The organism is Variovorax sp. GW460-12-1-14-LB1 (assembly GCF_059423605.1).
In genome coordinates, this window is record NZ_JBWKYF010000020.1 from 24841 (window position 1) to 49077 (window position 24237).

A 24237-nucleotide genomic window follows, 5' to 3' on the forward strand; every position below is an offset into this window, starting at 1 on the left:
AAGGGGCTCGGGAGGGGCTTTGTCCGCACGCCATGCGGACAGATTGCGGACAACTGGCGGCGGACTGCGGACAGATGTCCGGCGGGACGGACACGGGTCAGCACCGGACGAGCATCGTGCTAGCACCGTGCTGCTCGCATGCTGCTAGCACGGCGCCAGCATCGGCCTTGTGTGCTGACCGCACCGATGGGCAGAGAGCGCAACCGAACGCGGCCGAACGCATCGCCTGCGAAACCCAACCCGAACCCACCGGGTTATCTGCTGGAAACCGATTCGGTTTCTCGAACACCCCCGAAAACGGGACCCTTAAAGACACCCAAAAACGGGATGCTTCAAGCATTGCCCGAGCAGGAGATCGAGCATGACTGACATCTCCCTTGGATTTGCATTCGCCCGCTACCTCTCTGACCCCTGCGCCGAGACGGTCGAAGCCGTTGTGGTCGCGCTGGAAGGCCGCCCGGATCTTCCCATTACCGCCGCCCAAACGCGCAAGGCGCTGATGGATGGCATCGCTCAGGTAAAGGCAGCCAGCGGCGGCACCCCTGCCGCGCAGACGGGCAAGTTGCTGCAACGGTTGTTGGGAGGGAAGGGATGACCGAGCCTTGGAACCATGCCACCTTCGACCCGTGGACTGCATCGGCCGCTGAAGCTGCGAGCGCTGCGTTTTCGCCAGGCATGCCCGAGCCTCTCGCGCAGCACTACGCCGCGCAGACCGTGCTCCAGGCGCGCGGCGCGTGCATCGCGGTGGGTGGGGGGCTCGAGGTCATGCGCTGCATGCGGTTGTGCGCTTCGAACAGGCTGGCGGCGCCTGAATGGCTGGCGGCAGAGTTCGCGCGCCGTCACTCCTTGGTAGAGCAGGCCAACGTTGGTAGCTGGGATGACGCCTTCGGCAAGCCCTGGCCAGGCGGCGAGAAACGCCTGGCCGCGGCACGCCAGCGCATGCAGTTGCGCTCCCTCGTGCATGGATGGGTTTTCCGTCTTGCGATCGCAGACAACGACTTGCCGATCAACACCGAGCTCTTCGAGCGCATCGGCAAGTTGCCGGAGGTGAATGCATGCGCCTCGAAGGTCGCGACGCTGTACTACGAGAGCCTTTCAGACGGTCGGCCCAGCGTGGCCGCACTGCGCTGAAGCTTCGGCCAGTTCCATCAATTTGCGGCAAATCTGAAGAACCAGAACCGCGACAGAAGAAGGCGCGATTGCCATGATCACTCATCAACTTTCCACACCCACAGAGGTACGAATGACCCCCATCACCAAGCATCCGGAGTACGCCGCAGCGGCCAAGGAAATCGAGGGACTCGCGGCCGCGCTCGGCAAGGTCCAAGGGCGCATCGCGGAGATCGAATCGCTGCTGCGCGCGCCAGTCGTGGAAGACCGCGACTCTTCGCATGTGGCAGCCGCACTGCGCTTCGCAGAAACCGGCCAGGTCGAAGGTCCCGGCAACAACCCTTCCGCGCTCAGCGAAGAGCATCTGATCTTGCGCCAGCAGGCCGAGGCTCTGACCAAGGCGCTCACCGCCCGGCAGCAGGCGCGCGACCAGTTGACGGGCGAACTCAGCGCCGGCGTCTGCCGAGCCCTCGAAGCCGAGCACCGCAAGCTTGCCGGACGCGCGTTGGAAGCCCTGAAGGCGCTCGACGCACTGTCTCAGGAAGAGGTCGAGATGATCCGTACCGTTGAACGTGCCGGCTACCGCGCCAACTTCCGCGAGTACGTGCGCTGGCCCTACCTAGGCACGCTCTCGATGGGCTCGTCCGAAGCCCCGATCTGGTCGCGCGTCCGTGAACTGCAGAACTACGCACTCTGAACGGGAGACACCATGTACAACGAGAACCGATTCCAGCCCATCGACTATTCGCGCCTGAAGCTCGAGGCAATGGCCTCTTCGCTGCCGGGTGGCTACGCCGGCCTCCGCGACGGTGTCGAAACCTACATCCGCAACCACGCCAACAGCTACACAAAGGAGCAGGCGGCCAAGGTGCGCAATGCCATGTCTACGACGACCGGCTCGCAAGGCGGCTACTCCGTCGCCACGTTGGTCGCGGCGGAGTTGGTCAACATGCTGAAGGGCTACGGGTGGATGCGTGCCGTTGCATCGCAGTTCCACACGGCGAAGGGAAGCGACCTCTCGATCCCGACATCCGACGGCACTTCGGAAGTCGGCGAAGTGCTCGCGCAGAACGCCGCCGCAACCAACCTTGACGCCAATTTCGGCACCGCCCCGGTGAACACCTGCCGAGTGTCGAGCAAGGTTTTCACCGTGCCGGTCGAACTCTTGCAGGACAGTTCGATCGACATCGTGTCCTTCCTGATGCTCCGCATGCGCGAGCGCATCGGCCGCAAGCAGAACGCGCTGTTCACTACGGGCACGGGCACCGGCGAACCGACAGGGCTCATCACCGCAGCCACGGTCGGCAAGGTCGGCACCACCGGTCAGACGCTGACGATCATCTATGACGACATCGTCGACCTGATGGAGAGCGTTGACGACGGGCACCTCGGCATGCCGGACAAGACGCCGGGTGCGCCGCAACCGATGGTTGGGTTCATGTGCTCGAGCGCGATGCGGAAGGTTCTGCGGAAGCTCAAGGACACCGACGGCCAGCCCATCTTCAAGGAAGGTCGTCGCGACTCGGATGGCTCGTACTTCGCCGAGATGCTTGGCTTCCCGGTGTTCCCGAACAACGACATGGCTGCGCCCGCGGCAAATGCGAAGACGCTGGCGTTCGGCAACTTCAGCAAGTACAGCATCCGCGACGCACTCGACGTGACGCTGCTGCGCATGGATGACTCGGCCTTTGCCCTCAAGGGGCAGGTCGGCTTCCTGGGTGCCGCACGTACCGGTGGCAACCTGCTCGACGTCGGCGCCGTCAAGACCTACCAGCACTCGGCGACCTAACCGAAGCGGAGACGCAAATGACTGCTCAACGTCAGACCTCTGAACAGGCCGACCGGCTCCAGGCGACCATGAACTCGTACCGACGCCTGATGGCTGCAGGCGTCGTGATCCCGGTGTCGCCCCACGTCATCGCTGGAGGCGTCGCGTCTATCGCGGGAGCTCTGGTCTTCGCGAAGGCGATGGCAATCAAGACGCAAGCTGAAACCGGTGCGTTGACTGCGCCGAAGGATGTCGTCGAGGCTGCCATGACGATCATGTCGCGACGTCAGTCCGTCAGCCGCTGACAGAAGACGTAGATGCAAATTGCCGGCGCCACCGAGAGAGCAGCCCATAGGGGCGCCAGCACGCAGGGGTTCGCTTGCCCCACTCACTCATGGGCTCGCAGGGCAGTGCCTCCACAGGCCTGTGAAGTGGCTCCCGACCGACCTTTCGCGGCCGACGCCACTCCCTTCGGGGGCGCAGGGGGGGGCACCCAAATGTTACAGCCGGTCGGGTGCCGGAAACCGCGTGGTTCCGCACGCGCAGTGTGCGGCGGGCAAATTTCCTAATTTTTGACCTATGACAACTCGAAAACGCCCCCCGCGCACCCGGGCGCCGCAGGGGCTAAGCAGCGAAGCCCGAGCCCTTTGGGCCGCGACGAATGACGAGTATTCGTTTGAGACTGCCGCCGACTTCGCACTCCTGTGCCAACTCTGCGAAACCCTGGACCGCTTGCGCGAGATCCAGGGGGCCATCAAGACCGGCGGTCTCATGGTCGCGGGATCACAGGGGCAACTGCGAATGAACCCGCTGTTGCAGGCCGAGGAGGCGGCTCGGCGAACCATCCTCGCTCACGTCCGCGCCCTCCGATTGACTTCAACCCTGGAGATCTGAAATGCCAACTACTGATCGCAGGCCACGAGCCCGCCGTGCTCAAGCCGATGAGCCGCCGCTGCGCGGATTGGCGCTTTCGCGCGCCATGCACGAAGCCAAAGGTAACCCGCAAAAGTGGGCCGACCTTCGACCGCGTGCAATCCGCGGTATGAGTGGAACGCTCACGCGTGAACAGGCCGCACGGGTCTTCGATGCCTACGGCCGCAAGCCTGAATACATGCCTCAACTGCCCCCGATCGACTTCCAGGAGGCGGACCAATGAGCATCGGCGCTGTCCTGGTTCGAACCGCACATCATTGAAGGAAACGAATGTCCCAAGTCATCGGTCAAGGCGTCATCGAAGTGGCAGTCGACGGCAAAGGCGTCCGCGCCGGCGTCGACGAAGCCAAGCGTTCTATCAGGAGCCTGGGCAAGGATGTCGGCGACTCCATGTCGGCCGGCTCTGCGCGTGCTTCGAAGTCGATCGACAACTACGTCAAGAAGCTTCAGACCGCCGCCGCCACGAATGGCATGTCGACGCGCGAGTCTGAGCTCTACACCCTCTCGCTCAAGGGTGCTTCGAAGGCGCAGCTTGAGGCCGCCGATTCGGCGCTGAAGATGTCCGAAAGCTACGAGCGCGGCGTGCGGGTCACTCAAATGATCAGGACCGGCTTCATCGCCGTCGCGTCAGCGGCCGTTGCAGCGGGAACGGCTGTCGGTGGAAGCATTGCTGCGCAGGTCAACGCACTCGACAAGTTCAACGACATCAAGGACGCGACAGGCGCCAGCATCGAGAACATCAGTGCGCTTGACCAAGTGGCCCGTGAGACCGGGGGAAACATCGAGGCGGTCGAGTCCATTCTGGTGAAGTTCAATTCGACGCTGAAGGAGTCGAAGCCTGGCGATGATGCGGACCGACTGTTCAAGGCCTTGAACCTGAACATCAAGGAGCTCAAGGGGCTTGATCCCGCAGAAGCCCTGCGCCGTACCGCGGTTGCGTTCGCCGGCTTCGAGTCGGATGGCACCAAGGCTCGCGCGATGCAGGAGTTGTTTGGCAAGAGCGTGAAGGAGGCGGCGCCGTTCCTCAACGACCTTGCGGAGAAAACCAAGCTAGTCGGCACCGCCACCACGCAGACGGCCGCGCAGGCCGAGATATTCAACAAGCAACTCTTTGCTCTCAAGGCCTACGCCACGGACGCGGCGCGGTCGATCGTGAGCGATCTGTTGCCGGCGATGAACACGTTCCTTCAGAACTTCAAAGAGATCCGCGAACAAGGAAATTTCGGCCTGCTGATCAAAGACGCCGCAAAGGATGTTTTCGGCTTTGGCAAGCTCTCAAGCGATGCCTCGGCCGACATCAAGAACCTGATGCGGGATCGCGAACGGCTTCAGAAGAATCTCGATTTCTCGGCTCGCAAGGGCCTCGGAACTCGTGGCATCGAGAGCGACCTGGCCGACAACGCGCGGCTTCTGGCGCTGTCCCGCGCGCGCGAGCGCAACACGATCGCCTCACAATTCGCCGGGCAAGAGTTCGGCGACGCCGTGTCGCGAAAGAACCGCCCCCCGACGATCGCCGACACCTCGAAGGAGAGCGGCAGCAAGAAGGGAAGCACCGCCGCCCAGGAGGCGAAGGCGCAGCTCGCCTTCGACCTGGATGCGATCAAGACGGCCAGCGCAACGATCCTCGACACGTTCTCGAACAGCGAAAAGGTGTTCGAAGCGATGCGCAACGCGGGGCTTGTCGATGAGCGTGAGTACTTCGCGCAAAAGATCGCCTTCCTGACGGCGAACGAAGCTGCCCAGGTGTCGACGCTCAAGGCTGAGAAACGGCGGCTCGAGCAGGAGTCGTTGACCGGCAAGGACCGGATCGACAACGATCGGAAGATTGCCGACGTGGAGGCCAAGATCTCAAAGGTGCGCCGAGCCGCGGCTGCGGACACAGAAGTCCTGGCCACGCAGCAGGCTGCGGCCTTGAGGCAGGTCGAAGCCTCCTACCTATCGGCAACGCAGGCCGCGCAGGAGTACCTCGACACCACGGCAAAGCAGCAGGCGCGCGAGATCGCAGACGTAGGTGCGGGGCCGGCTCGGCGTGACTTCAACCAAGGGGTCACGCAGATCGAGGACCGCTATGCCAGCCAGCGCCGCGACCTGCAAAACAACCGTGCGGTGCTCGAGCTCGAAGGCAAATTCACCGAGCAGTCGCGCGTCGAGTATGACAAGCGCCTTTCGATCATCGATGAGTTTCAGAGCAAGTCGCTCGAGCAGTGGAAGAAGCACTACGCGGACCTCAAGGCGGCGCAAGGCGACTGGGTCAACGGGCTGAGCCTGGGTCTGCAGACCTACTTCGACGAAACCCAGAACCTGAGCAAGCAGACCTCGGACGCCGTCGGCAGCGCCTTCAAGGGTATGGAGGATGCGATCGTGGAGTTCGCCAGGACTGGAAAACTGAGCGTCAAGAGCCTAGTCGACTCCATCCTGACGGACATTGCGCGCATCGTCATCAAGCAGCAGATCACAGGCCCGCTGGCGAAGCTGTTGGACGGCACGATCAGCGGCTTGGGTGGCTCCGGAGGGTCGCTCACCGGCGATAACGCCACGGACATCCTGACGGGCTTGGCGGGCAGCTCAAGCGGCCTTTCGATCAGCGGCTCTGGTCGCAGCTGGATTGCAGAGCTGTTCAGCAGCATCTTCAAGGGCGGCCGCGCCATCGGCGGCCCGGTGTCGGCTGGCGGCCTATACCAGATCAACGAGAAGGGCTCGCCCGAAGTCCTGAATGCTGGCGGCAAGAGCTATCTGATGATGGGCAATCAGTCAGGCGCCGTGAGCCCTGGCGGCGGCGGGCAACCGGTGCAAATCATTCAGAACTTCACCGTTGGCGACGTGGCGAGCATGGCTCAGGTCAAGCAGGCCGTCGCTGGGTCCGAGCGCCGCTTGGTCGCCGGCCTGGGTCGGAGCCGTACCTATGGTGGGGCCGCATCATGATGGTTGCAGGCGCCGGCGGCTTCACTCGGCGGGGTAAACCACCGTCGTTTTAGTGGCGTTGTACTCGGGTGCTAAGGTCGGCCACTTGGCCGACTTGACCAAATGTTGAACTACAACCACAGTCGGTTGTCTACAGGGCTTGCATTGCTTGCAAACGTGCAGTAGCTCTGTAAGCTCGAAAGTCATCACAAATTCTTACACTCGATGACTTTCCTGGGAGAGAGAACGTGGCGGTAACGAAACCCGCCGGCGCTCCAGCGCCGGCAAAGGTTGGGCCCTCACAGGCAATCAGAGATGTATTCATTACATCTATCAATAAGGGGCAATTCCCCTTCGCCATTATTGGCGCCGTTGCTCTTTTGCTAATTTGGCGAATACCAGAGCAAGAAATAGTCCCGTTGATTCGTTGGATTTTCGAAGCACTCGGTTCTGTCTACTACCTCGGCTTTTTGTTATTTGTACTGACTGTTTTTGGTTGGTATTTTCATGCGCAGAGGATGCGCAGGGAATTTACGGAGCAGTTGCAAGCCTTCAAGGCTGGACAAAAACTCCCCAAACCAGGAAAGTAATCATGATTTTTTTGGGAACACTAATACTTGCGCTGACGCTTTTTGCGTTTTTGCATTTCATTGCCGATGGCATTCTTGCACCCTCGGAGCAAATGCTCGTCCGCCTGAAGCTATTGCACGCCACGGAAGAGGCGGAAGATTTGCTTGAGAAGTCCCACGGTTCCAACCGTCAACATGCGTTGCGAGTGCGAGCTTCTTATCACAACCTTATAAACGACATGCCTCGTTTCAATCTATGGACCTTCGCGGCGTTCAAACATAAGTTTGATACGGACTCGAAATTTCGAGAGGAAGCCATCGCGCGAGTTCAGGAGTTTGACTCGTGCGGCGATGAAGAATTGATCGAGATGCGAAAACGAGTTGTTAGATACGGCGATAAGATTTTGCTTTGGAACACCATCGGATGGGGTATTTATATAGTCCCATTTGTGGTTTGTGGCATGGTGTTCTCCAAGATTCAAAACGGCATCAAGGCAATAATCACGCTGCCGCCGTCTAAGCTCGAAGAGATTCAGAAGAATTTTGCTTAGTTTTCGCGCTTAGGTTCGAGCGATCACGAAACACGCCCCCAGCCTTTGCGCTGGGGGTTTTCGTTTGTGGCCCGATCTACCGCAGTGGCCGGCGGCAGCTTCTAAATCGTGGCGAGGACCGCCGCGGCCAGTGCATAGGCTCTCTGCGCGCAGTACTAGCGAGTTTTGGCCGCTCAAGCGCAAAGACGGCGTACGCCAGCTTGGCGATATACCGTGGGTCGTCTTTGAAGGCGATGGCGTAGACGACGTGGCAGACCATGGTGAGCCAGGTGTTGTCGATCAAACCCTCCGCCAGCTCTTCGAGTTCGTTTCGAAACTCGTGCCACCAGACCTCCTGATCGGTCAGGACGCAGCCGTCGATCACGATGGGGCTAGCGGGCTTCCACATGGGCGAATGCTACTGTGCCGCTGCAGGTGACGGTGCAGCTTTGCTGGCCGCGAGCTGATTCATCTTCGCAATGCGCTCCAAGCGGTCCGCGCGAGCCACGTACCACTCACGATCGAGCAAGTGGATTAGCTGCAGCAGCGTTTCTGCCTCGCCTGGCTCTACATCGACGATGAGGTTGATGTCCTGCTCGGGGTGCGCGCCGATGTTTCCTACGCTTTTGACCGCCATCATCGCCTCATAAAGTGCTGAATCGCACTTGTCTTGGATGGCCTGAAGTTCTGCATGCAGGGTCTTTTTTCCGAGAACCTGAAAAAAATCCCGCACCATTCCCTGTAGCGCCCTGCGAGCCAGAGTCGCTGAGGCTTTGGGGCTGAGCTGAGCTATGAGATAGGCCTCGTTGTAGTCAGCCTGGACCCCAGCCGGGGGGTATTCGGAGAGGGGCTGCGCTGTCGTCGGCAAGAAGGTGAACGTGCCGATCCCGACCTTGCGCCCATATTCGTGCTCTACGATGAATTCATTCTCTGAGCGGCTGTATCTGTAGTCGCCATGCCATGCCTTGACAGAGAAGGTTTGAGCCTTGCATTCTTGATTGGGGCATTCGATCAGGGATGCCCGCAAGTCAATTGCGCTCCCAGCGGCGGTCGTCTCGCATCGGATGGGCACCCGTTGGAAACAGACATTGGGGTTCGTAATGGTCGTGTGATTCCCGCAGGTTGGGCACGTCCAGTTGAATGAATCAGCCAAGTCTCGCTCCTCAATGTTTTGGTGTGACGAGATAGTAGCTGGCAAGCCGGGGGCGGGCTCAGGCGCGGTGGGCACCGCTCGTGTGCTGACTTGATCTTGAACCTATACCTGTCCGCTGGACCAGTCTCCGATAGACAGCAACACATTCCTGTTGCTGGACTCGCGACTGTCCACCAGCCGCCATGTCGAAAAAGAAGCTCGCACGTTGCTCACATCGTGGAAAGCAACGAACTCCCAAGTTGCCAGAGAAATGCAGCCCTCATCGGTGAAACCCTGGTTCCGAACGCTTGCTACGAAATAGGCGCCGCTGTCGGCGATGAGTAGCGTTCCTGGAGTGCCGTCCGCGCGACCGACACCTTTGCTGTCGTTTATTTCTAGCTCAATATCCGCGCCAGAAGCAACGAGCAGCGTGGGCACCGCGCCCGGGGCTTGCACTGGCCAAACTTCCATTGCGTGGCTTCCAGTGAGGTTGACTATCAGCGAGGCTCGAGGATCATTTCCGGCAAGCCTCAGCCATAGCTCGTAAGTCGCACCGGAGCGCAGCGCGCACAAAAAATCGCCAGGCTTGGCATTTTTTAGATCAACAGCCTTCAGGTCCGAAGGCTTGAAAGTCCAAGTCATACCGTCTCCTTGTTGAGCACTGCAAATATCTCATGCAGCACACACATCATCGGCGACATGCAGCCGGCAGTACGGAGGTGCATTCTCAGGTTGATGGTAGAGTTGATGGTAGCGATACGAAAACCGCCCGGAAACCCGCATGGATGCTGGAGGTGTGGCTGACACACTCTCCGCCATCAGCCTGCTGCTCACGCAGGCTCGCGATCAGGGCAAGCCATTTGCCCCCTCACGCAACCTACCTCCCCGACCCGTACCGCCGCACCAAAATGCGCGTCCCTGCCGCAGCCTCAAACTGCTGCCAGGCCAGCACCGCATTCCCCACTTCATTCATCGCCAGATCCGGCGCCGCAGCAATTTCGTCCGCGCCCTCCTGAGCCACCGGCGCCCCCCAGCCATCCGCCAGCGTGTGCCGAGCCGCATAAATATCGCTCGTCCCCACCCCATTCCCCTGCGCCCATGCCACCAGCGCATTGGTCGCATCGTCCACGCCCAATGCAGGCAAGCTAGCCAACGCCTGCGAAGCCGCCGCCCGCACCGCACGGTCCGCGCCGAATGCGGCCCCCGGTGCCGCCGTCGCCGCCATGAGCGCGTTATCCAGCCGCCCCCAGCTCACGACTGCCGCACCCGCCGCGTTCATGCGCAGCACGGGCGTGCTCAGCAACGCCTGCGTGGCGACGAACGGTGCGCCCACGCGCGCGGTGCCGCCCTGCCATGCGCCCGCTGAGAAGCGCTTGAACCACACGGCGCTCTCCCACTGGTTGCTGCCGCCGGGCAGGTCGGCCTGGCCCCAGGCGAGCAGGGCGTTGCCGGCGGCGTCGATCGCCAGGTCGTGGGCGCCGATGGTGTGGGCGGTGCCGGTGTCGGGCACGAGTTCGGTGGCCGTGGTCCAGGTGCCGCTTGCGTTGGCGCGGTTGGTCCAGAGCGAGGCGCTGCTGCCGTCGGAGCGCTTCCATACGGCGACCGATTCGCCGGACCCCGCGACCACGACCGCCGGATCGCCGTCGACGCTGCCCACGACCTCGTTGGTCTCGATGAGCGCGGCGGTGCCCCAGCCGCCGGCCGGGGTGTAGCGGTTGGCGTAGATGCTGAAGCGCGTGGCCGGGCCGATCTGCGACCACACGGCGACGGCGTTGCCATTCGCGTCGATGCCCACGCTGGCGTTGCCGACGATGCCGGTGCCGGTCTCCAGCAGCGCGGGGCTGCCCCAGCCGCCCGCGGGGTCGACGGGCAGCGCCCACAGGTCGTAGCCGGTCACGGAGCTCAGCTGGGTCCACAGCACGACGGCGCGGCCGCTGGGCTTGTCGATGGCGATGCGGATGTCGCGCACGCCGCCGGCGTTGGCCTCGAGGCGCTGCGGCGCGGTCCAGCCGCTGCCGGGCAGGTAGCGGCTGCCCCACAGGCGATCCGCCTGGGGGTTGCCTTCGACCTGGCGCCACACGACCAGCGCGCGACCCTGCGCGTCGATCGCGGTCTTCGGCAGGCTGGCGCCGCCGGCCGACAGCGCCAACGCATCGCCCCAGCCGATCACCGGCGGAGCCGCCACAAAGGTGGCCGTCACGCCGAGCGCCGCATCCATCCGCACGGTGCAGGTGCTGGCGTTGCCGCTGCAGGCGCCGCCCCAATTGCCGAGCACCTGTCCCGCGGCCGGCGTGGCCGCGAGGACGACCTCGGTGCCCGCGCTGAAATCGGCATTGCAGTTATCGGTGCAGTCGATGCCCGCGGGCTGCGAGCCGACACGCCCGTTGCCGGTGATGCCGACTTCCAGGCGATGCGTCACTGCCGCCGGCGGGGGCGCGGGCGGGAAGATGCCCAGGGGCGGCAACGCGCCGCCGCCCGATCCGCCGCCACCGCCGCCACAGGCCGCCAGCAGGGCCAGCGCGCCCGTCCAAACCATCCACCGTCCGTAGCTGCTCGTCTTCGTCATGTCCGTGTTCCTCCTCGTCCGCTGGCGCCGGGGCCCGGCGCCTTCTGTGCTTGCTTGTTCGTTCAAGAGGGGCGGATCGTAGGGACGGCTGCGCGTGCGGCCCATAGCACCTTCGGGCACCTGCCCGAAGGTGCTATGGGCCGTTGCAAGGTGTCCCGATAGGCTGCTGGCATGACCTCTTCACGCACGCTCTTCCGCCAGCCCTGGCTTCTCGCGGCTGCCGTTCTGGCCGGCGGATGCGCTTCGCATGCCGTGACCGACGACGCCATCGTCACGAACACCTCGCGCGCGCTGGGCCTGCCGCCGCAGGCGTTCACGATCTCGAACCGGGCCGACAGCGGCGTGCAGACGACCTTCCAGGCCCGCACCGACGGCGGGCGGGTCTACAGCTGCTACGTGGAGGGCTCGGTGTCGGTCGTAGGCCGGGTGGTCAGCGACGCCATCTGCCAGGAGATGCGCCAGAGCGACGCCCCCGCGTCCGCACGCCGCCCAGCCACGCGGCCGACGACGGGTCCCGCACCGGCGTGCAATGCGCTGCTGCGCGCCGCCGGTCGTTGCAGCTGAAGCTTCGCGACAGCCGGCGCGGCACCGATGCGCCGGCGTGGACAACAATGGCGCCCTACGAGGAGAGGGCGCGGGCCGGGCCCGCACCCGAGGATCACGGCACCATGAAACTCCTGCTTGTCGACGATCACCCGCTGTTCGGTGTCGGCTTTGCGCATGCGCTGACGCACGCCCGCCCCGACTTCGAAGTGCAGACCGCACTTTCGCTGGCCGAGGGCGTGGCGCGGGCTTCGCAATGCGCGCCCGACATCGTGCTGATCGACTACCGCCTGGGCGGCGAAGACGGCCTCGAGGGCCTGCGCCTCTTCGGTGCCCGGCATCCCCTCGTGTCGCGCCTGATGATCTCGGGCGACGAAGAACCGGCACTCGCCGCACGCGCACGCGCCGCGGGGGCGGCCGGCTTCATCGGCAAGTCGCGCTCGGTGGCGCACATCGCGGCGGCGCTGGACGAGGTGGCCGCCGGTGGCGAGTCTTTCGATGTGCTGACCTCGCGCACCGGCCTGCCGGTCGCGAGCCTCACGCCGCGCCAGCTCGAAGTGCTGCTGCTGGTGGCGCAAGGCCGCCAGAACAAGCAGATCGCTGCCGAGCTGGCGATCGCGGAGCGCACGGTCAAGCTCCACATCACGGCCTTGCTCGACACGATGGACGCGCGCAACCGCACGCACCTGCTGGTCCAGGCGCGGCGCGCGGGGCTTCTGCTGGAGCCGCGATGAAGCCTTCGGTTCCTGCTGCTCTCGCATCCCCGCTGAAAGCGCCGCGCGACCCCGGTGTGCGTGGCCTCATCGCCGCGTGCCTGCGCTTCTCGGACCTCCAGCTGCAGCAGGTCGAGCAGATGATCCGCACCACGCCCTGGGCTTGGATGCTGGCCGCGCTCGGCGGGTACCTGTGCTACCGCGAATACGCGACGGGCGTGGACGGAGCGCGCATGCAGGCGTGGTTCGCCGTCTACTGCTTTCTCGTGGCCGTGCGGGGCGGCATCTGGGTGGCATGGGCACTGCGGCCCGGCCTTCGATCGAACCTCGCGGCGATGGCACTGCCCCTCATGGCCAGCAGCCAGAGCCTCGCCTTGTCGTGGGGCGTCTTGTGCGTCCTGCTGCAGAACGACGGGCCGGCGCAGGCCGAGGCCATCCTTCACATCACGATGGTCACCGTCTCGCTCGGCGGCGCGATCCGGCTCTCGACGATGGAGCGCTCGGCCATCGTCTATGTGGGCCTCATCCTCGGTCCGCTGGTGCTGCGCGACATCTGGTTCGGCGGCAGCTACCACCTGGCCATGGCAATGATCGTGACGCTCATCGGCGTCTACACGCTGTTGAGTTCCCGCGAGCTCTCACGCGCGCTGCACGAGATCCAGGCGCAGCGCCGGCGCAATGCCGAACTGGTGACCGCGCTGAGCGCCGAAAACGAGCGCAGCCGTTCGGCCCGACAGACCGCCGAAGAAGCCGTGGCGGCACGCATGCGTTTCTTTGCCTCGGCCAATCACGACCTGCGCCAGCCGCTCAACGCGATGGCGCTGCTGGCGCAGACGCTGCACACGGTCAGCACACAGCCGCAGGTGCAGGCGCTCTCCGAGCAGCTGGTGGCCTGCGCCGACGGCATGACCGACGTGGTGGACGATCTGCTCGACATCACGCGCGCCGATGCCGGGTCGATCAACCCACAGTGGTCGCTCTTCGCCATCGACGCGCTGCTGCGCGACTGCTGCCGGCCGCACCAGGCCGTGGCCGCGGCCAAGGGGCTGACGTTCGAACTGGCCATCGACCCCGCCACCGTCCGCAGCGACCGCGCCTTGCTCACGCGTGTCGTCACCAACCTGCTGGCGAACGCCATCCGCTACACGCACCAGGGCACCGTGCGGATCGGTGGCCGGGTCGACAACGGCCGGCTGAGCCTGACTATCGAAGACACGGGCATCGGCATCGCGCCCGAGCACCTGCCGCACGTCTTCGACGAGTTCTATCAAATCGATAACCCCGCGCGCGACCGCCGCCTGGGCTACGGCCTGGGCCTTGCGACCGTGAAGCGCCTGAGCGAACTGCTCGACCTGCGCGTGACCGTGCGCTCGCAGCCGGGGCAGGGCAGCGTGTTCGACGTGCAGGTGCCGTTGGCGGATGCGGCCGAGAGCGATCAGGCGGACGACGTCGAACGGCTCGCCGCGTCATCGACGGCCGCATTGGCGGCGCGCGTGCTCATGCTCGACGACGACCAGAGTTCGTTGCAGGCGCTGCAAGGGCTGCTGGCCTCCTGGGGCGCGGAGGTCCGCGCCGCGAGCGACATGGCGAGCGCACTGGCGTGCCTGCAGGCGGGCTTCCGGCCCGATGCGCTGGTGGTGGACCTGCGGCTTGGCCTGCAGGCGAGCGGCCTCCAGGCCATCGCGGACCTGCGCCTTGCGTTGAACGAAGCCGACCTGCCTGCGTTGATCGTGACCGGCGATGTCGGAGGCGATTCGCTGGCCGCGGCACGCGAGGCCGGCCTGCCGGTGCTCGTCAAGCCGGTGCGGCCCTCGCAGCTTCGCGCCTTCCTGGGCCATGCGCAGGCCTGGAGGCGGACTGGCGTCTCGAGCGAGTAGCTGAAAGCCCCGGGCGACTCGCTTCGCGCCGGGTCTCATCCTCCCTATCCATTGCCCTGCCCGGTCAAGGTGCGGCGAGTGCGATGGCGCGGGAAAACACCGAGAGCGCGTTCGTTGACTGGCCCACCCGCAATCCCTAAAGTTCATCCATCTGATCAATTGAGCAGTTGAAGATCAAATGTTCACAAAATACACGACATGGACCCCGAACTGAGTCTTTCCATCCGCGCCGCATGGCTGGCCTATGTGGGCGGCCACACGCAGGAGCAGATCGCCGAGCGCCTCGGCGTGTCGCGCGTCAAGGTGCAGCGGCTGATCGCCTCGGCCATGCAGAGCGGGTTGATCAAGTTCTTCGTGGAAGGTGTGCCTGCCGAGTGCATGGCGCTCGAAGACAAGCTGGTGGAAGCCTTCGGCCTGAAGCGCTGCGTGGTCGTCCCGACCACCCAGGCCGACCTGGACGATGCGACCGATGCGATCCCCGCGCTGGCAGTGGCTGCCGCACGCCAGCTGACCCGTGTACTCGACGCCGGCGAGGTGCGCACCATCGGTGTGGGCCACGGTCGCACGCTGGCCGCGATGGTCGAGCGGATGCCCGCGGCGAATCGCAAGGACACGCGCTTCATCTCGCTCCTGGGCAGCCTCACGCGCCGCTCCGCCGCCAACCCGTTCGACCTGATTGCCAAGCTGGCCGAACGCACGGGTGGCGAGTGCTACTTCATGCCGGTGCCGTTCCTGGCCGACAGCCGGGCCGACGCTCAGGTGCTGCGCGCCCAGCGTGGCGTGCAGCACGTGCTCGAGCTCGTGCGCGAGTGCCAGCTCTGCGTCGTCGGTGTCGGCGACCTGGGCCCGGACACCCATCTGCTGCGCACCCAGTCGGTCACGGCCAAGGAGCTGGCGGCGCTGCGCAAGGCAGGGGCGGTGGGCGAACTCGCTGGCTGTTTCGTGGCGTCGAACGGCGAACCGGTGAAGTGCGAGATGAACGAACGCGCGGTCGGTGCGTCGCTGGACGACCTGCGCGGGCGCGACGTGCTCGCGGTGGCCGGTGGCACGTACAAGGCCGAGGCGATCTGCGCGGTGCTCAACACCGGCCTGATCACCGAACTCATCGTCGACGAGGCGACCGCGCAGCTGTGCCTGCGCCACCAGGCCAGTCAGCGCCGCTGACCGCGCCGCCATCTTCCGGCCGTCGGAGTCGGTGCCCCTAGAGCGCCAACGTCGACCGGAACACACAGGTTCAAGAAGATCAACAGGGAGGAGGTTCGCATGGGCGCCCAGCTCGAAATTTCCGCGCGCAGACCGTTCCGTCTGCGGACGTCGGCCTGCGTGTGGACGGCGGTGCTCCTGCTGCTGTGCGTGGCGATGGCGCTGGACACCAAGGCGGTCCGCATCGGCTCCAGCGAAGACGCACGGGTCGACGCGTTTTCGGCCGAGGCCTACGGCAAGAAGGCATTCGCACCCATTCGGGCCCTGATCGAGAAGGCGGCCGTCGACGCCCCGGTGCTGGCGCAGGCCCTTGCGGCGGACAAGACGGCCGCGGGCGAAACGTACGGCAAGCCCGGGAGCGTCGGGCCGATCTTCCCGGTCCGGTTCACCGGGACGGTCGGCGAGGGCCGTGCGGGCATCTTCACGGTGGCGGTCGACGGCCTGCCGCAAGGGTTGCAGCTTCGCGTGCAGACCGGGCCGGCCCTCAACGGCACCGAGGTGCGGGACGCGACGGGCACGGTGGCCTTCGGTCAGTTCACCAACCAGATCGACTACCAGGACGCGGGCTCGGCACTGAACAACGAGGTCAAGGCGCAGGTGCTCGGCACGCTCGATCGCGACACGCTCACCGGCAGGAAGGTCGACGTCGTCGGTGTGTTCCAGCTCATCAATCCGTCGAGCTGGCTCGTCACGCCCGTGCGGCTGAGCGTGCAATGAGCGCCGCTGGCATCGCCCGTCATCCCGACAGCGCGATCGTGCTGTCTGCGCGGAACATCGCCAAGTCGTACGGCAGCGTGCAGGCGCTCAAGGGCGTGAACTTCGACATCCACCGCGGACAGGTCACGACGCTGTTCGGTGAAAACGGCGCCGGCAAGTCCACGCTGATGAAGATCCTCTCGGGCGTGGTCACGCCCACGTCGGGCGACATCGTGCTCGACGGCGTGCCGGTCGTCCTGGCGTCGGCCGCCGATGCCCGCGAGCGCGGCATCTCGATCATCCACCAGGAGCTGAGCCTGGCACCGAACCTCTCGGTGCGCGACAACGTCTTCATGGGCCGCGAGCTGCGCGGCGCCACCGGCGTCGACTTTGCCGAAGAAGCGCGACGCACGCGGGCGCTGATGGCAGAGCTCGAGGAAGCGATCGATCCGCTGACCTTGGTCGAAGACCTGCGCCTCGGGCAGCAGCAGATCGTCGAGATCGCGCGTGCGCTGTCGGTCAACAGCCGCATCCTGATCATGGACGAGCCCACGTCGGCGCTCTCGGCGACGGAGGTGGAGGCGCTGTTCAAGGTGATCCGCGACCTCACGGCGCGAGGGGTGTCGATCGTCTACATCTCGCACCACCTGGAGGAGGCGCTGCAGATCACCGACCATGCGGTGGTGCTGCGCGACGGTGCCATGACCGCCAGGGCGCCGCGCGCCGAGATCGATCTCGAATGGATCGTGCGCCACATGGTCGGCGAGAACTTCGATCTCGGCAGCCCGCCCGGCGGCTACGACTTCGGCGAAGTCGCGCTGGCCATCGAGGACGCCGTCCTCACCGAAAGCTCCGGCGCCGACGTCGTCGACCACGTGTCGCTCGACGTGCGGGCGGGCGAAATCGTCTGCATCTACGGGTTGATGGGCGCGGGGCGCACCGAACTGCTGGAGGCCGTGGCCGGTCGGTGCGCACTCGACGGCGGGCGCGTGCTGCTCGAAGGACAGGACGTGTCGAGGCTGAGCATCGCGCAGCGCATCGCCAAGGGCCTCGCGCTGGTGCCCGAAGACCGCCAGCGCGACGGCCTCGTGCAGACGATGAGCGTGGGCCAGAACCTCTCGCTGGCCAGCATCGGCGCCTTCGTTCGCGGGTGCTTCACATCGCCGGCCCGGGAACGTGCATGCGTCGACGAATCGATCCGGCGCGTCACCGTCAAGACCAGCGGCGGCCAGGCGGCCATCGGATCGCTGTCGGGCGGCAACCAGCAGAAGGTGGTCATCGGAAAGATGCTCGCCACGCACCCGAAGGTCCTGCTGCTCGACGAACCGAGTCGGGGCATCGACGTCGGCGCCAAGGCCGAGGTGTTCCGCCTGCTCGCCGAGCGCGCGCGGCAGGGCCTCGCGGTCGTGTTCTCGACCTCGGAGGTGAGCGAATGCCTGGGCGTCGCGCACCGGATCGTCGTCATGCGACGGGGGCGGATCTCGGCCCAGTTCGGCGCCGACGCCACCAAAGAAATGATCATGGCCGCCTCGGGCGAAGCCATGGTTGCCTGAATGAAGCCCTTCGAGCGGACATCACCATGAGCGAAGCCCCATCTCCAGCCCTGCCTTCCGGTCCTGCCAACGGGGGAGGCGGCGGCATCGACATCGTCCGCCTCCTGCTCGAAGGGCGCGCCTTCTTCGCGCTCATCGCTATCGTGGCCGTGTTCTCGTTGCTGTCGCCCGTGTACTTCTCGACCGGCAACTTCCTCATCATGTCGTCGCACGTCGCCATCTTCGGGCTGCTGGCCATCGGCATGCTGATCGTGATCCTCACCGGTGGCATCGACCTGTCGGTCGGGTCGACCCTCGGCCTGTGCGGGGTCGTCGCGGGCTATCTGATGCAGGGCGTCACGATCGACGCGCTCGGCCTGGTGCTCTACCCACCGGTCTGGGTCGTGGTCCTGCTGACCTGCGCGCTGGGGGCCTTCGTCGGGGCCGTCAACGGCGTGCTGATCGCCTTCTTCAAGGTGCCCGCCTTCGTGGCCACGCTGGGCGTGCTGTACGTCGCGCGCGGCGTGGCGCTGCTGATCACCAACGGGCTGACCTTCAACAACCTCGGCGGCCGGCCCGAGTTGGGCAACACGGGCTTCAACTGGCTCGGCTTCGACCAGATCCTCGGCATGCCGGTCGGCGTGCTGGTCCTGGCCATGGTCGCGGTGGTGGCGGCCGTGCTGCTGAACCGCACGGCCTTCGGGCGCTGGGTGTATGCGAGCGGCGGCAACGCGCGGGCGGCCGAGCTGTCGGGCGTGCCCGTGCGATTCACGACCGTCACCGTCTACGTGCTGTCCGGTGTCTGCGCGGCCATTGCGGGGCTGGTCCTGTCGTCGCAACTGACTTCGGCCGGCCCGACGGCGGGCAGCACCTACGAGCTCACCGCGATCGCCGCCGTCGTGGTGGGCGGCGCGGCGCTCACCGGGGGGCGCGGCAACGTGCGCGGCACGCTGCTCGGCGCCTTCGTCATCGGCTTCCTGTCCGATGGGCTCGTGATCATCGGCGTGTCTTCCTACTGGCAGACCGTCTTCACGGGCGCCGTGATCGTGCTCGCGGTGCTGCTGAACGCCATCCGGTACGGCCGTCGGCCTGGGCGTGCCGCGACCCCGGCCGTGTCCGGCACGCCCGCCCAGCCACGGCCCACGGCCTGAAAGATTCCCGTCCGCCGCAGCCGCGGCATCTGTCCAGAAGAAACCACCAAGGAGACGAAGTCATGTTGAACACCACCCGCCGCACGCTGCTTGCTGCACTCTCGCTCACGCCCCTGATGGCCAGCCCGGCATGGGCCCAAGGCAAGGGCAAGGGGCTGATCACGATCATCGTGAACGATCCCGCCAACCCCTACTGGTTCACCGAAGGCGAAGTGGCCAAGGCCACGGCGCAGAAATTGGGCTACACCGCGGTCGTCGCCGCGCACACCGGCGACACCAACACCGAGAGCCGTCTGATCGACACGGCCATCACCAACAAGTCGGTCGCCATCATCCTCGACCCGGCGAACGCAAGCGGCTCGGTGGGCGCCGTGCAGAAGGCGGTCGCCGCCAAGATCCCTGTGATCCTCGTCAACGCCGAGATCAACAAGGAGGGCCTGGCGCAGGCGCAGCTCGTGTCGAACAACGCCCAGGGCGCCGCGCTCGGGGCCCAGCACTGGGCCGAGCTGATGGGCAGCAAGGGCAAGTACGTCGAGCTCGTCGGCGCCCCTTCCGACAACAACGCCGCGACCCGGTCGAACGGCTTCAAGACCGTGCTGAGCCAGTACCCGGACCTGGCCAAGGCCGGGTCGGAAGTCGCCAACTGGAACCGGACGCAAGGGCACAACAAGATGCAGTCGCTGATGCAGGCGCACCCCGACATCAAGGGCGTCATCAGCGGAAACGACGAGATGGCCCTCGGCGCGATCGCCGCGCTCAAGAAGGCGGGCAAGTTCAACGGGGTCGTCGTCGGCGGGTTCGACGGTTCGCCGGACTCGGTGGCCTCGGTCAAGGCCGGCGAGCTGGCCTACACGGTGCTCCAGCCCGTCGCGGTGTTCGCCGCCGCTGCCGTGCAGCAAGCCGACTCGTTCATCCGAATCGGCAAGACCGGTGCCAAGACCGAGAAGCAGCTGTTCGACTGCATGCTGATCACCAAGGGCAACGCCGCCAAGTACTCCTCGCCGTTCGTCCTGGACAAGTAAGCCCGTGGAACGTCACGACACCCCGGCACCGCAAGGTTCCGGCGGCGCTCGCCACGCGACGCCGCCGGTTGCACAGCCGGTTCGAAGAAATGGAAAGCACATGAAGATCGCCATTGCCGCGGACACTGCGGGCGCGCCCCTTGCCGAGGTCCTTGCCAGGCACTTCGCCGGCCGTGAGGGCCTCGAGGTGACCCACATCGGCCTGCCCGAGGAGGACGCCGATTTCTTCTATGCCGACCTCTCCGACCGGGTCTGCCAGGGCATCCTCAGCGGCCTCTACGACCGCGCGATCCTGGTGTGCGGGACCGGCATCGGTGTCTGCCTCTCGGCCAACAAGGTGCCCGGCATCCGCGCGGCGCAGACGCACGACACCTACTCCGCGGAGCGCGCCGCGCTCTCCAACAACGCGCAGGTCATCACCATGGGGGCGCGGGTGATCGGGGCCGAACTGGCGAAGGCGGTGGCGCAGGCCTACCTGTCCTCCCACTTCGACCCCCACGGCACGTCGGCGCGCAACGTCCGCGCCATCGATGCGCTGGACGAGAAGTACCACGCGAAGCACCGATGAACGCAACCCGTTCTTTCGGCGGCCGGCACTGACGCGCATGGCACGCGACCTCATCATCGGCGTGGACGCCGGAACCTCGGTCATCAAGGCCGTGGCCTTCGACCTGCAGGGCCGGCAGGTGGCGGTGGCCAGCACGCCGAACCGCGTGCTGCTCGGCCCCGACGGCGCAGCCGAGCAGGACCTCGACGGAACCTGGACCGACACCGCAGCCACGCTGCGCGCGCTGGCCGCGCGCGTCCCTGGCCTGGCGGCGCGCGTGGTGGCCCTGGCGGCCACCGGCCAGGGCGACGGAACCTGGCTCGTCGATGCCGATGGCCGCGCGGTCGGACCCGCGATGCTGTGGCTCGACGCGCGCGCGGGCCGTCACGTGCAGGCGCTGCGCGAGACGCCGGCCTCGCGGCTCGTCGCCGCGCGCACCGGCAACGCGCTCAACCCGTCGATGCAAAGCGGCCAGCTGCTGTGGCTGCAGGCGCACCAGCCCGAGCGCCTGGCACGGGCCGCATCGGCCATGCATTGCAAGGACTGGCTCTTCTTCCAGGCCACGGGCGTGCGTGCGACCAGCCCCTGCGAAGGCGTCTACACCTTCGGCAACTTCAGGAGCCTGGCCTACGACGACGAGACCCTGGCGCTGCTCGGCCTGGAGGCCATCAAGCACCTCCTGCCCCCGATCGTCGACGGCACCCGCAGCCACGCGCCGCTGACCCGCACCGCCGCCACCGAGACCGGATTGCCCGAAGGCCTGCCGGTGGTGCTGCCGCTCATGGACGTGCCGCTGTGCGTGCTCGGCGCCGGCGGCATGGCCTTCGATGCGCAGGGCGGGCTGCGGCACGTCGGCTGCTCGGTGCTCGGCAGCACCGGCATGCACGGCTGGGTCACCGACAACACGGCGGCCATCGAACCCAGCGCCGAAGCCGGCTACACCATCGCGATGCCCGCGCCGGGCCTGCGGGTCCGCCTGGTCTCGCACATGGCGGCGACACTGAACATCGACTGGTTGCTCCGGCTGCTCGGCAGCGCGGCCGAACTGGCTGGCGGCGCGGCGTTGCCGCACGCGCAGATGCTGGAGCGGCTCGATGCGCTGGTGCTGTCCACCGCACCCGCACAGGCGGTCTACCACCCCTACATCGCGCAAAGCGGCGAGCGCGGCCCCTTTGTCGACGCGAGCGCCCGTGCGCAGCTCAGCGGCTTCAGTGCGACGCTGGGCGTGGCGGGCCTGTCGCGTGCGGTCTTCGAAGGCATCGCGATGGCCACGCGCGACTGCTACACCGCGCTCGGCGCGCTGCCCGAAGAGATCCGCCTGTCCGGCGGCGCCGCACGCAGCCTGGCGCTGCGGCAGATGATCGCGTCGGTCACCGGGCGCCCGGTGCGTGTGTCGAACCGCGAGGAGTGCGGCGCCGCAGGCGCGGCCATCACCGCCGCGCTGTCGATCGACAGCCACGCGAGCATTCACCAGATGCTGCCCCAGTGGGTCGATGCCTACCTCGATGAGGCGGTCACCTTGCCGGACCCGGGCCAGACCGCGCTCTACGACCAGATCTATGGGCAGTACCGCGAGACCGCACAGCGGGCGAGGGCGCCCTGGCAGGCCCTGGCTGACATCCGGCGTGCCCACCTCGATGCCGCCGCGCAGGAGATTCGATGAACGACTTCGTCTCGCCCGCCGTGCTGGCGCGGGCCTTCGAGCCGGCCGACGCGACCTGGCTCCATCCCGCGCAGCGGCGGCGCGACCTGGCCGAAGCCTCGCGCAGCGTGGCCGACGTGCTCGTGATCGGCGCGGGCGTGACCGGCGCGGGCGCCGCGCTCGATGCCGTCGCGCGCGGACTCTCTGTGGTGCTGGTCGAGGCCGGCGACATCGCCACCGGCACCTCGTCGCGTTCGGGCAAGACCTTTCATGGCGGCCTGCGCTACCTCGAACAGCTCAACTTCAAGCTGGTGGCGCACGCGATCGAGGAGCGCGACCTGATGGTCAAGGTCCTGTGCCCGCACATTGCCCGCCCCGAGTCCTTTCTCTATCCACTCACCCGCGCCTGGTGGGAACGGCCCTATGTCGGCGCCGGCGTGCTGCTCTACGACCTCTTCGGCCTGAAGGGCGGCGCCGTCCCGCGCCAGCGCCACTTCGGCCGGGCGGCGCTCAAGCGGCACATCCCGTCGATCGATGCGCAGCGCGTGGTCGGCGGTGTCCAGTTCCATGACGCGCTGATGGACGACGCGCGCCACACGCTCGCGGTCGTGCGCACGGCGGCCGGTCGCGGCGCCCGGGTCATCACGCGGGCGCCCATGGTCGAGTTCATCAAGGACGGCGAGCGCGTCGCGGGCGTCGTGGTGCAAGACACCCTCACCGGCGAGCGCCATCGCCTGGCCGCCCGCGCGGTGATCAGCGCCACCGGCATCTGGGCCGACGACATCCAGCAGCGCGCGGGCGCCAACAGCTTCCGGGTGCAACCCGCGAAGGGCGTGCACATCCTGCTGCGGCCGGAAGCACTGCAGTCCGACACCGGCATCCTCGCCCGCGCCACCGACTCCGTCATCATCGCGCGCCGCTGGTACGGCTACTGGCTCGTCGGCACCACCGACACGCCGTGGCATGGCGACAAGTCGCAGCCGGTCGCCGAAGCGGCCGATGTCGACTACCTGCTCGACAACCTCAATGCCTACCTCGAGCGCAAGGTCGGCCGCGCCGACGTGCTCGGCACCTTCGCCGGCCTGCGCCCGCTGCTGAAGTCGGTCGGCACCACCGATTCGACATCGGCACTGCTTCGCGACCACGCGGTGATCGACGGGCCGCCCGGCCTCACCACCGTCGTCGGCGGCAAGTACACGACCTACCGCCGCATGGCGGCCGACGCGGTCGATGCCGCGGTGCGGCCCCTGGGGGTGGGCACGCCATCGTCCACGGCCTCGCTGCCGCTGGTCGGGGCCGGCGACTGGGCCGCGGTGCGCGACAGCGCCGGCGACCTGGCGCGGCATTTCGGTATGGGCATCGGCGATGCGGGTCGCCTGCTGCAGCGGCACGGCGACCGGGTGCGCGACCTGCGGGCGCTCGCGCGGGCCAGGCCCGCACTGCGCGCGACGCTGCCTGGTGCCTCGCACTACCTGGTCGCCGAACTCGTGCATGCCGTCGTCGCCGAGGGTGCGCACACGCTCACCGACGTGATGACGCGCCGCACCCACCTGTCGATCGAACTCGCCGATGGCGGGCTGGCTCTGGCCCCGTTCGTGGCCGGGTGCATCGCGCCGTACCTGGGCTGGTCGAGCGACGACACCCGCCGGCAGCTTGCCGCCTACCGCGAACTCATCGCGGCGGAGCGTGCGGCGCTGGGCCCCGGCGTTGCCGTGCCGCCGGCCGCGTCGTCTGCCGCTGCCCCTGCCACGCTCGCCGCGGCCCTGTAGAGCCATCCCTTCGCGCACACCCCGCGGGCCGCG

General features: G+C 66.3%; 25 protein-coding genes. 21 read left to right on the forward strand and 4 right to left on the reverse strand.

The annotated features are described in order from the left end of the window. The first annotated feature begins 361 nt into the window (after window positions 1-361). The 10 genes from AC07Y4_RS12830 (at window position 362) to AC07Y4_RS12875 (ending at window position 7832) form a co-directional block, all read left to right on the forward strand. Window positions 362-595: a hypothetical protein gene (locus tag AC07Y4_RS12830; protein ID WP_495274601.1), complete on the forward strand. Its 234-nt coding sequence runs from the start codon at window positions 362-364 to the stop codon at window positions 593-595. Then, entirely contained in the window at window positions 592-1131 is a 540-nt protein-coding gene (locus tag AC07Y4_RS12835) for a hypothetical protein (RefSeq protein ID WP_495274602.1), read from the forward strand. The genes AC07Y4_RS12830 and AC07Y4_RS12835 overlap by 4 nt, the downstream gene beginning before the upstream one ends. Window positions 1132-1243: 112 nt before the next feature. Then, window positions 1244-1807, forward strand: coding sequence for a hypothetical protein (locus AC07Y4_RS12840; RefSeq protein ID WP_495274603.1), 564 nt, complete (start codon window positions 1244-1246; stop codon window positions 1805-1807). Window positions 1808-1819: 12 nt separating this feature from the next. Then, window positions 1820-2899 carry a phage major capsid protein gene (locus AC07Y4_RS12845; protein WP_495274604.1) on the forward strand — a complete coding sequence of 360 codons (1080 nt, stop codon included), beginning with the start codon at window positions 1820-1822 and terminating at the stop codon, window positions 2897-2899. Between the two features lie 17 nt (window positions 2900-2916). Continuing rightward, window positions 2917-3183, forward strand: coding sequence for a hypothetical protein (locus AC07Y4_RS12850; RefSeq protein ID WP_495274605.1), 267 nt, complete (start codon window positions 2917-2919; stop codon window positions 3181-3183). A 274-nt stretch (window positions 3184-3457) separates the two neighbouring features. Then, on the forward strand, window positions 3458-3772 hold the full coding sequence (locus AC07Y4_RS12855; RefSeq protein WP_495274606.1) for a P27 family phage terminase small subunit: 315 nt from the start codon (window positions 3458-3460) through the stop codon (window positions 3770-3772). Between the two features lies 1 nt (window position 3773). Then, window positions 3774-4034: a hypothetical protein gene (locus AC07Y4_RS12860; protein ID WP_495274607.1), complete on the forward strand. Its 261-nt coding sequence runs from the start codon at window positions 3774-3776 to the stop codon at window positions 4032-4034. Window positions 4035-4081: 47 nt separating this feature from the next. Further along, a complete protein-coding gene (locus AC07Y4_RS12865) occupies window positions 4082-6733 on the forward strand; it encodes a phage tail tape measure protein (RefSeq protein ID WP_495274608.1) in 2652 nt (883 codons plus the stop codon). Between the two features lie 227 nt (window positions 6734-6960). Beyond that, window positions 6961-7302: a hypothetical protein gene (locus tag AC07Y4_RS12870; RefSeq protein WP_495274609.1), complete on the forward strand. Its 342-nt coding sequence runs from the start codon at window positions 6961-6963 to the stop codon at window positions 7300-7302. A gap of 2 nt (window positions 7303-7304) precedes the next feature. Then, a complete protein-coding gene (locus AC07Y4_RS12875; protein ID WP_495274610.1) occupies window positions 7305-7832 on the forward strand; it encodes a hypothetical protein in 528 nt (175 codons plus the stop codon). 76 nt (window positions 7833-7908) lie between these two features. Here AC07Y4_RS12875 and AC07Y4_RS12880 read toward each other — a convergent pair whose 3' ends face one another. The 4 genes from AC07Y4_RS12880 to AC07Y4_RS12895 all read right to left on the reverse strand — a co-directional run bounded on the left by AC07Y4_RS12880 (window position 7909) and on the right by AC07Y4_RS12895 (window position 11509). After that, a complete protein-coding gene (locus tag AC07Y4_RS12880) occupies window positions 7909-8220 on the reverse strand; it encodes a hypothetical protein (protein WP_495274611.1) in 312 nt (103 codons plus the stop codon). Window positions 8221-8229: 9 nt separating this feature from the next. Continuing rightward, the gene (locus AC07Y4_RS12885) at window positions 8230-8964 is read right to left on the reverse strand and encodes a DUF4145 domain-containing protein (protein WP_495274612.1); all 735 of its coding nucleotides are present in this window, start codon (window positions 8962-8964) and stop codon (window positions 8230-8232) included. A gap of 102 nt (window positions 8965-9066) precedes the next feature. Beyond that, the gene (locus tag AC07Y4_RS12890) at window positions 9067-9585 is read right to left on the reverse strand and encodes a hypothetical protein (RefSeq protein ID WP_495274613.1); all 519 of its coding nucleotides are present in this window, start codon (window positions 9583-9585) and stop codon (window positions 9067-9069) included. A gap of 235 nt (window positions 9586-9820) precedes the next feature. Next, complete coding sequence (locus AC07Y4_RS12895) at window positions 9821-11509, reverse strand: InlB B-repeat-containing protein (RefSeq protein WP_495274614.1); 1689 nt, start codon at window positions 11507-11509, stop codon at window positions 9821-9823. Between the two features lie 171 nt (window positions 11510-11680). Here AC07Y4_RS12895 and AC07Y4_RS12900 point away from each other — a divergent pair, with 171 nt between their 5' ends. The 11 genes from AC07Y4_RS12900 (at window position 11681) to AC07Y4_RS12950 (ending at window position 24204) form a co-directional block, all read left to right on the forward strand. Beyond that, window positions 11681-12073 (forward strand): hypothetical protein, encoded by a 393-nt coding sequence (locus AC07Y4_RS12900; RefSeq protein ID WP_495274615.1) that lies wholly within the window; start codon window positions 11681-11683, stop codon window positions 12071-12073. A gap of 104 nt (window positions 12074-12177) precedes the next feature. Continuing rightward, complete coding sequence (locus AC07Y4_RS12905) at window positions 12178-12786, forward strand: response regulator transcription factor (RefSeq protein WP_070062039.1); 609 nt, start codon at window positions 12178-12180, stop codon at window positions 12784-12786. Further along, window positions 12783-14642 carry a sensor histidine kinase gene (locus AC07Y4_RS12910; RefSeq protein WP_495274616.1) on the forward strand — a complete coding sequence of 620 codons (1860 nt, stop codon included), beginning with the start codon at window positions 12783-12785 and terminating at the stop codon, window positions 14640-14642. Before AC07Y4_RS12905 ends, AC07Y4_RS12910 begins: the two co-directional genes overlap by 4 nt. A gap of 198 nt (window positions 14643-14840) precedes the next feature. Next, complete coding sequence (locus AC07Y4_RS12915; RefSeq protein ID WP_159273027.1) at window positions 14841-15806, forward strand: sugar-binding transcriptional regulator; 966 nt, start codon at window positions 14841-14843, stop codon at window positions 15804-15806. Window positions 15807-15905: 99 nt separating this feature from the next. After that, window positions 15906-16562, forward strand: coding sequence for a DUF2291 family protein (locus tag AC07Y4_RS12920; RefSeq protein WP_495274617.1), 657 nt, complete (start codon window positions 15906-15908; stop codon window positions 16560-16562). After that, window positions 16559-18094: a sugar ABC transporter ATP-binding protein gene (locus tag AC07Y4_RS12925; protein WP_495274618.1), complete on the forward strand. Its 1536-nt coding sequence runs from the start codon at window positions 16559-16561 to the stop codon at window positions 18092-18094. The genes AC07Y4_RS12920 and AC07Y4_RS12925 overlap by 4 nt, the downstream gene beginning before the upstream one ends. 26 nt (window positions 18095-18120) lie before the next feature. After that, window positions 18121-19224, forward strand: a complete 1104-nt coding sequence (locus tag AC07Y4_RS12930) for an ABC transporter permease (RefSeq protein WP_495274619.1) — start codon at window positions 18121-18123, stop codon at window positions 19222-19224. 62 nt (window positions 19225-19286) lie between these two features. Beyond that, a complete protein-coding gene (locus AC07Y4_RS12935) occupies window positions 19287-20246 on the forward strand; it encodes a D-ribose ABC transporter substrate-binding protein (protein WP_495274620.1) in 960 nt (319 codons plus the stop codon). Window positions 20247-20346: 100 nt separating this feature from the next. Continuing rightward, window positions 20347-20814 carry a D-erythrulose-4-phosphate isomerase gene (gene derI / locus AC07Y4_RS12940; protein WP_070062045.1) on the forward strand — a complete coding sequence of 156 codons (468 nt, stop codon included), beginning with the start codon at window positions 20347-20349 and terminating at the stop codon, window positions 20812-20814. A 37-nt stretch (window positions 20815-20851) separates the two neighbouring features. Beyond that, on the forward strand, window positions 20852-22456 hold the full coding sequence (locus AC07Y4_RS12945; protein WP_495274621.1) for an FGGY family carbohydrate kinase: 1605 nt from the start codon (window positions 20852-20854) through the stop codon (window positions 22454-22456). After that, on the forward strand, window positions 22453-24204 hold the full coding sequence (locus AC07Y4_RS12950) for a glycerol-3-phosphate dehydrogenase/oxidase (RefSeq protein WP_495274622.1): 1752 nt from the start codon (window positions 22453-22455) through the stop codon (window positions 24202-24204). The genes AC07Y4_RS12945 and AC07Y4_RS12950 overlap by 4 nt, the downstream gene beginning before the upstream one ends. Window positions 24205-24237 lie beyond the last annotated feature (33 nt).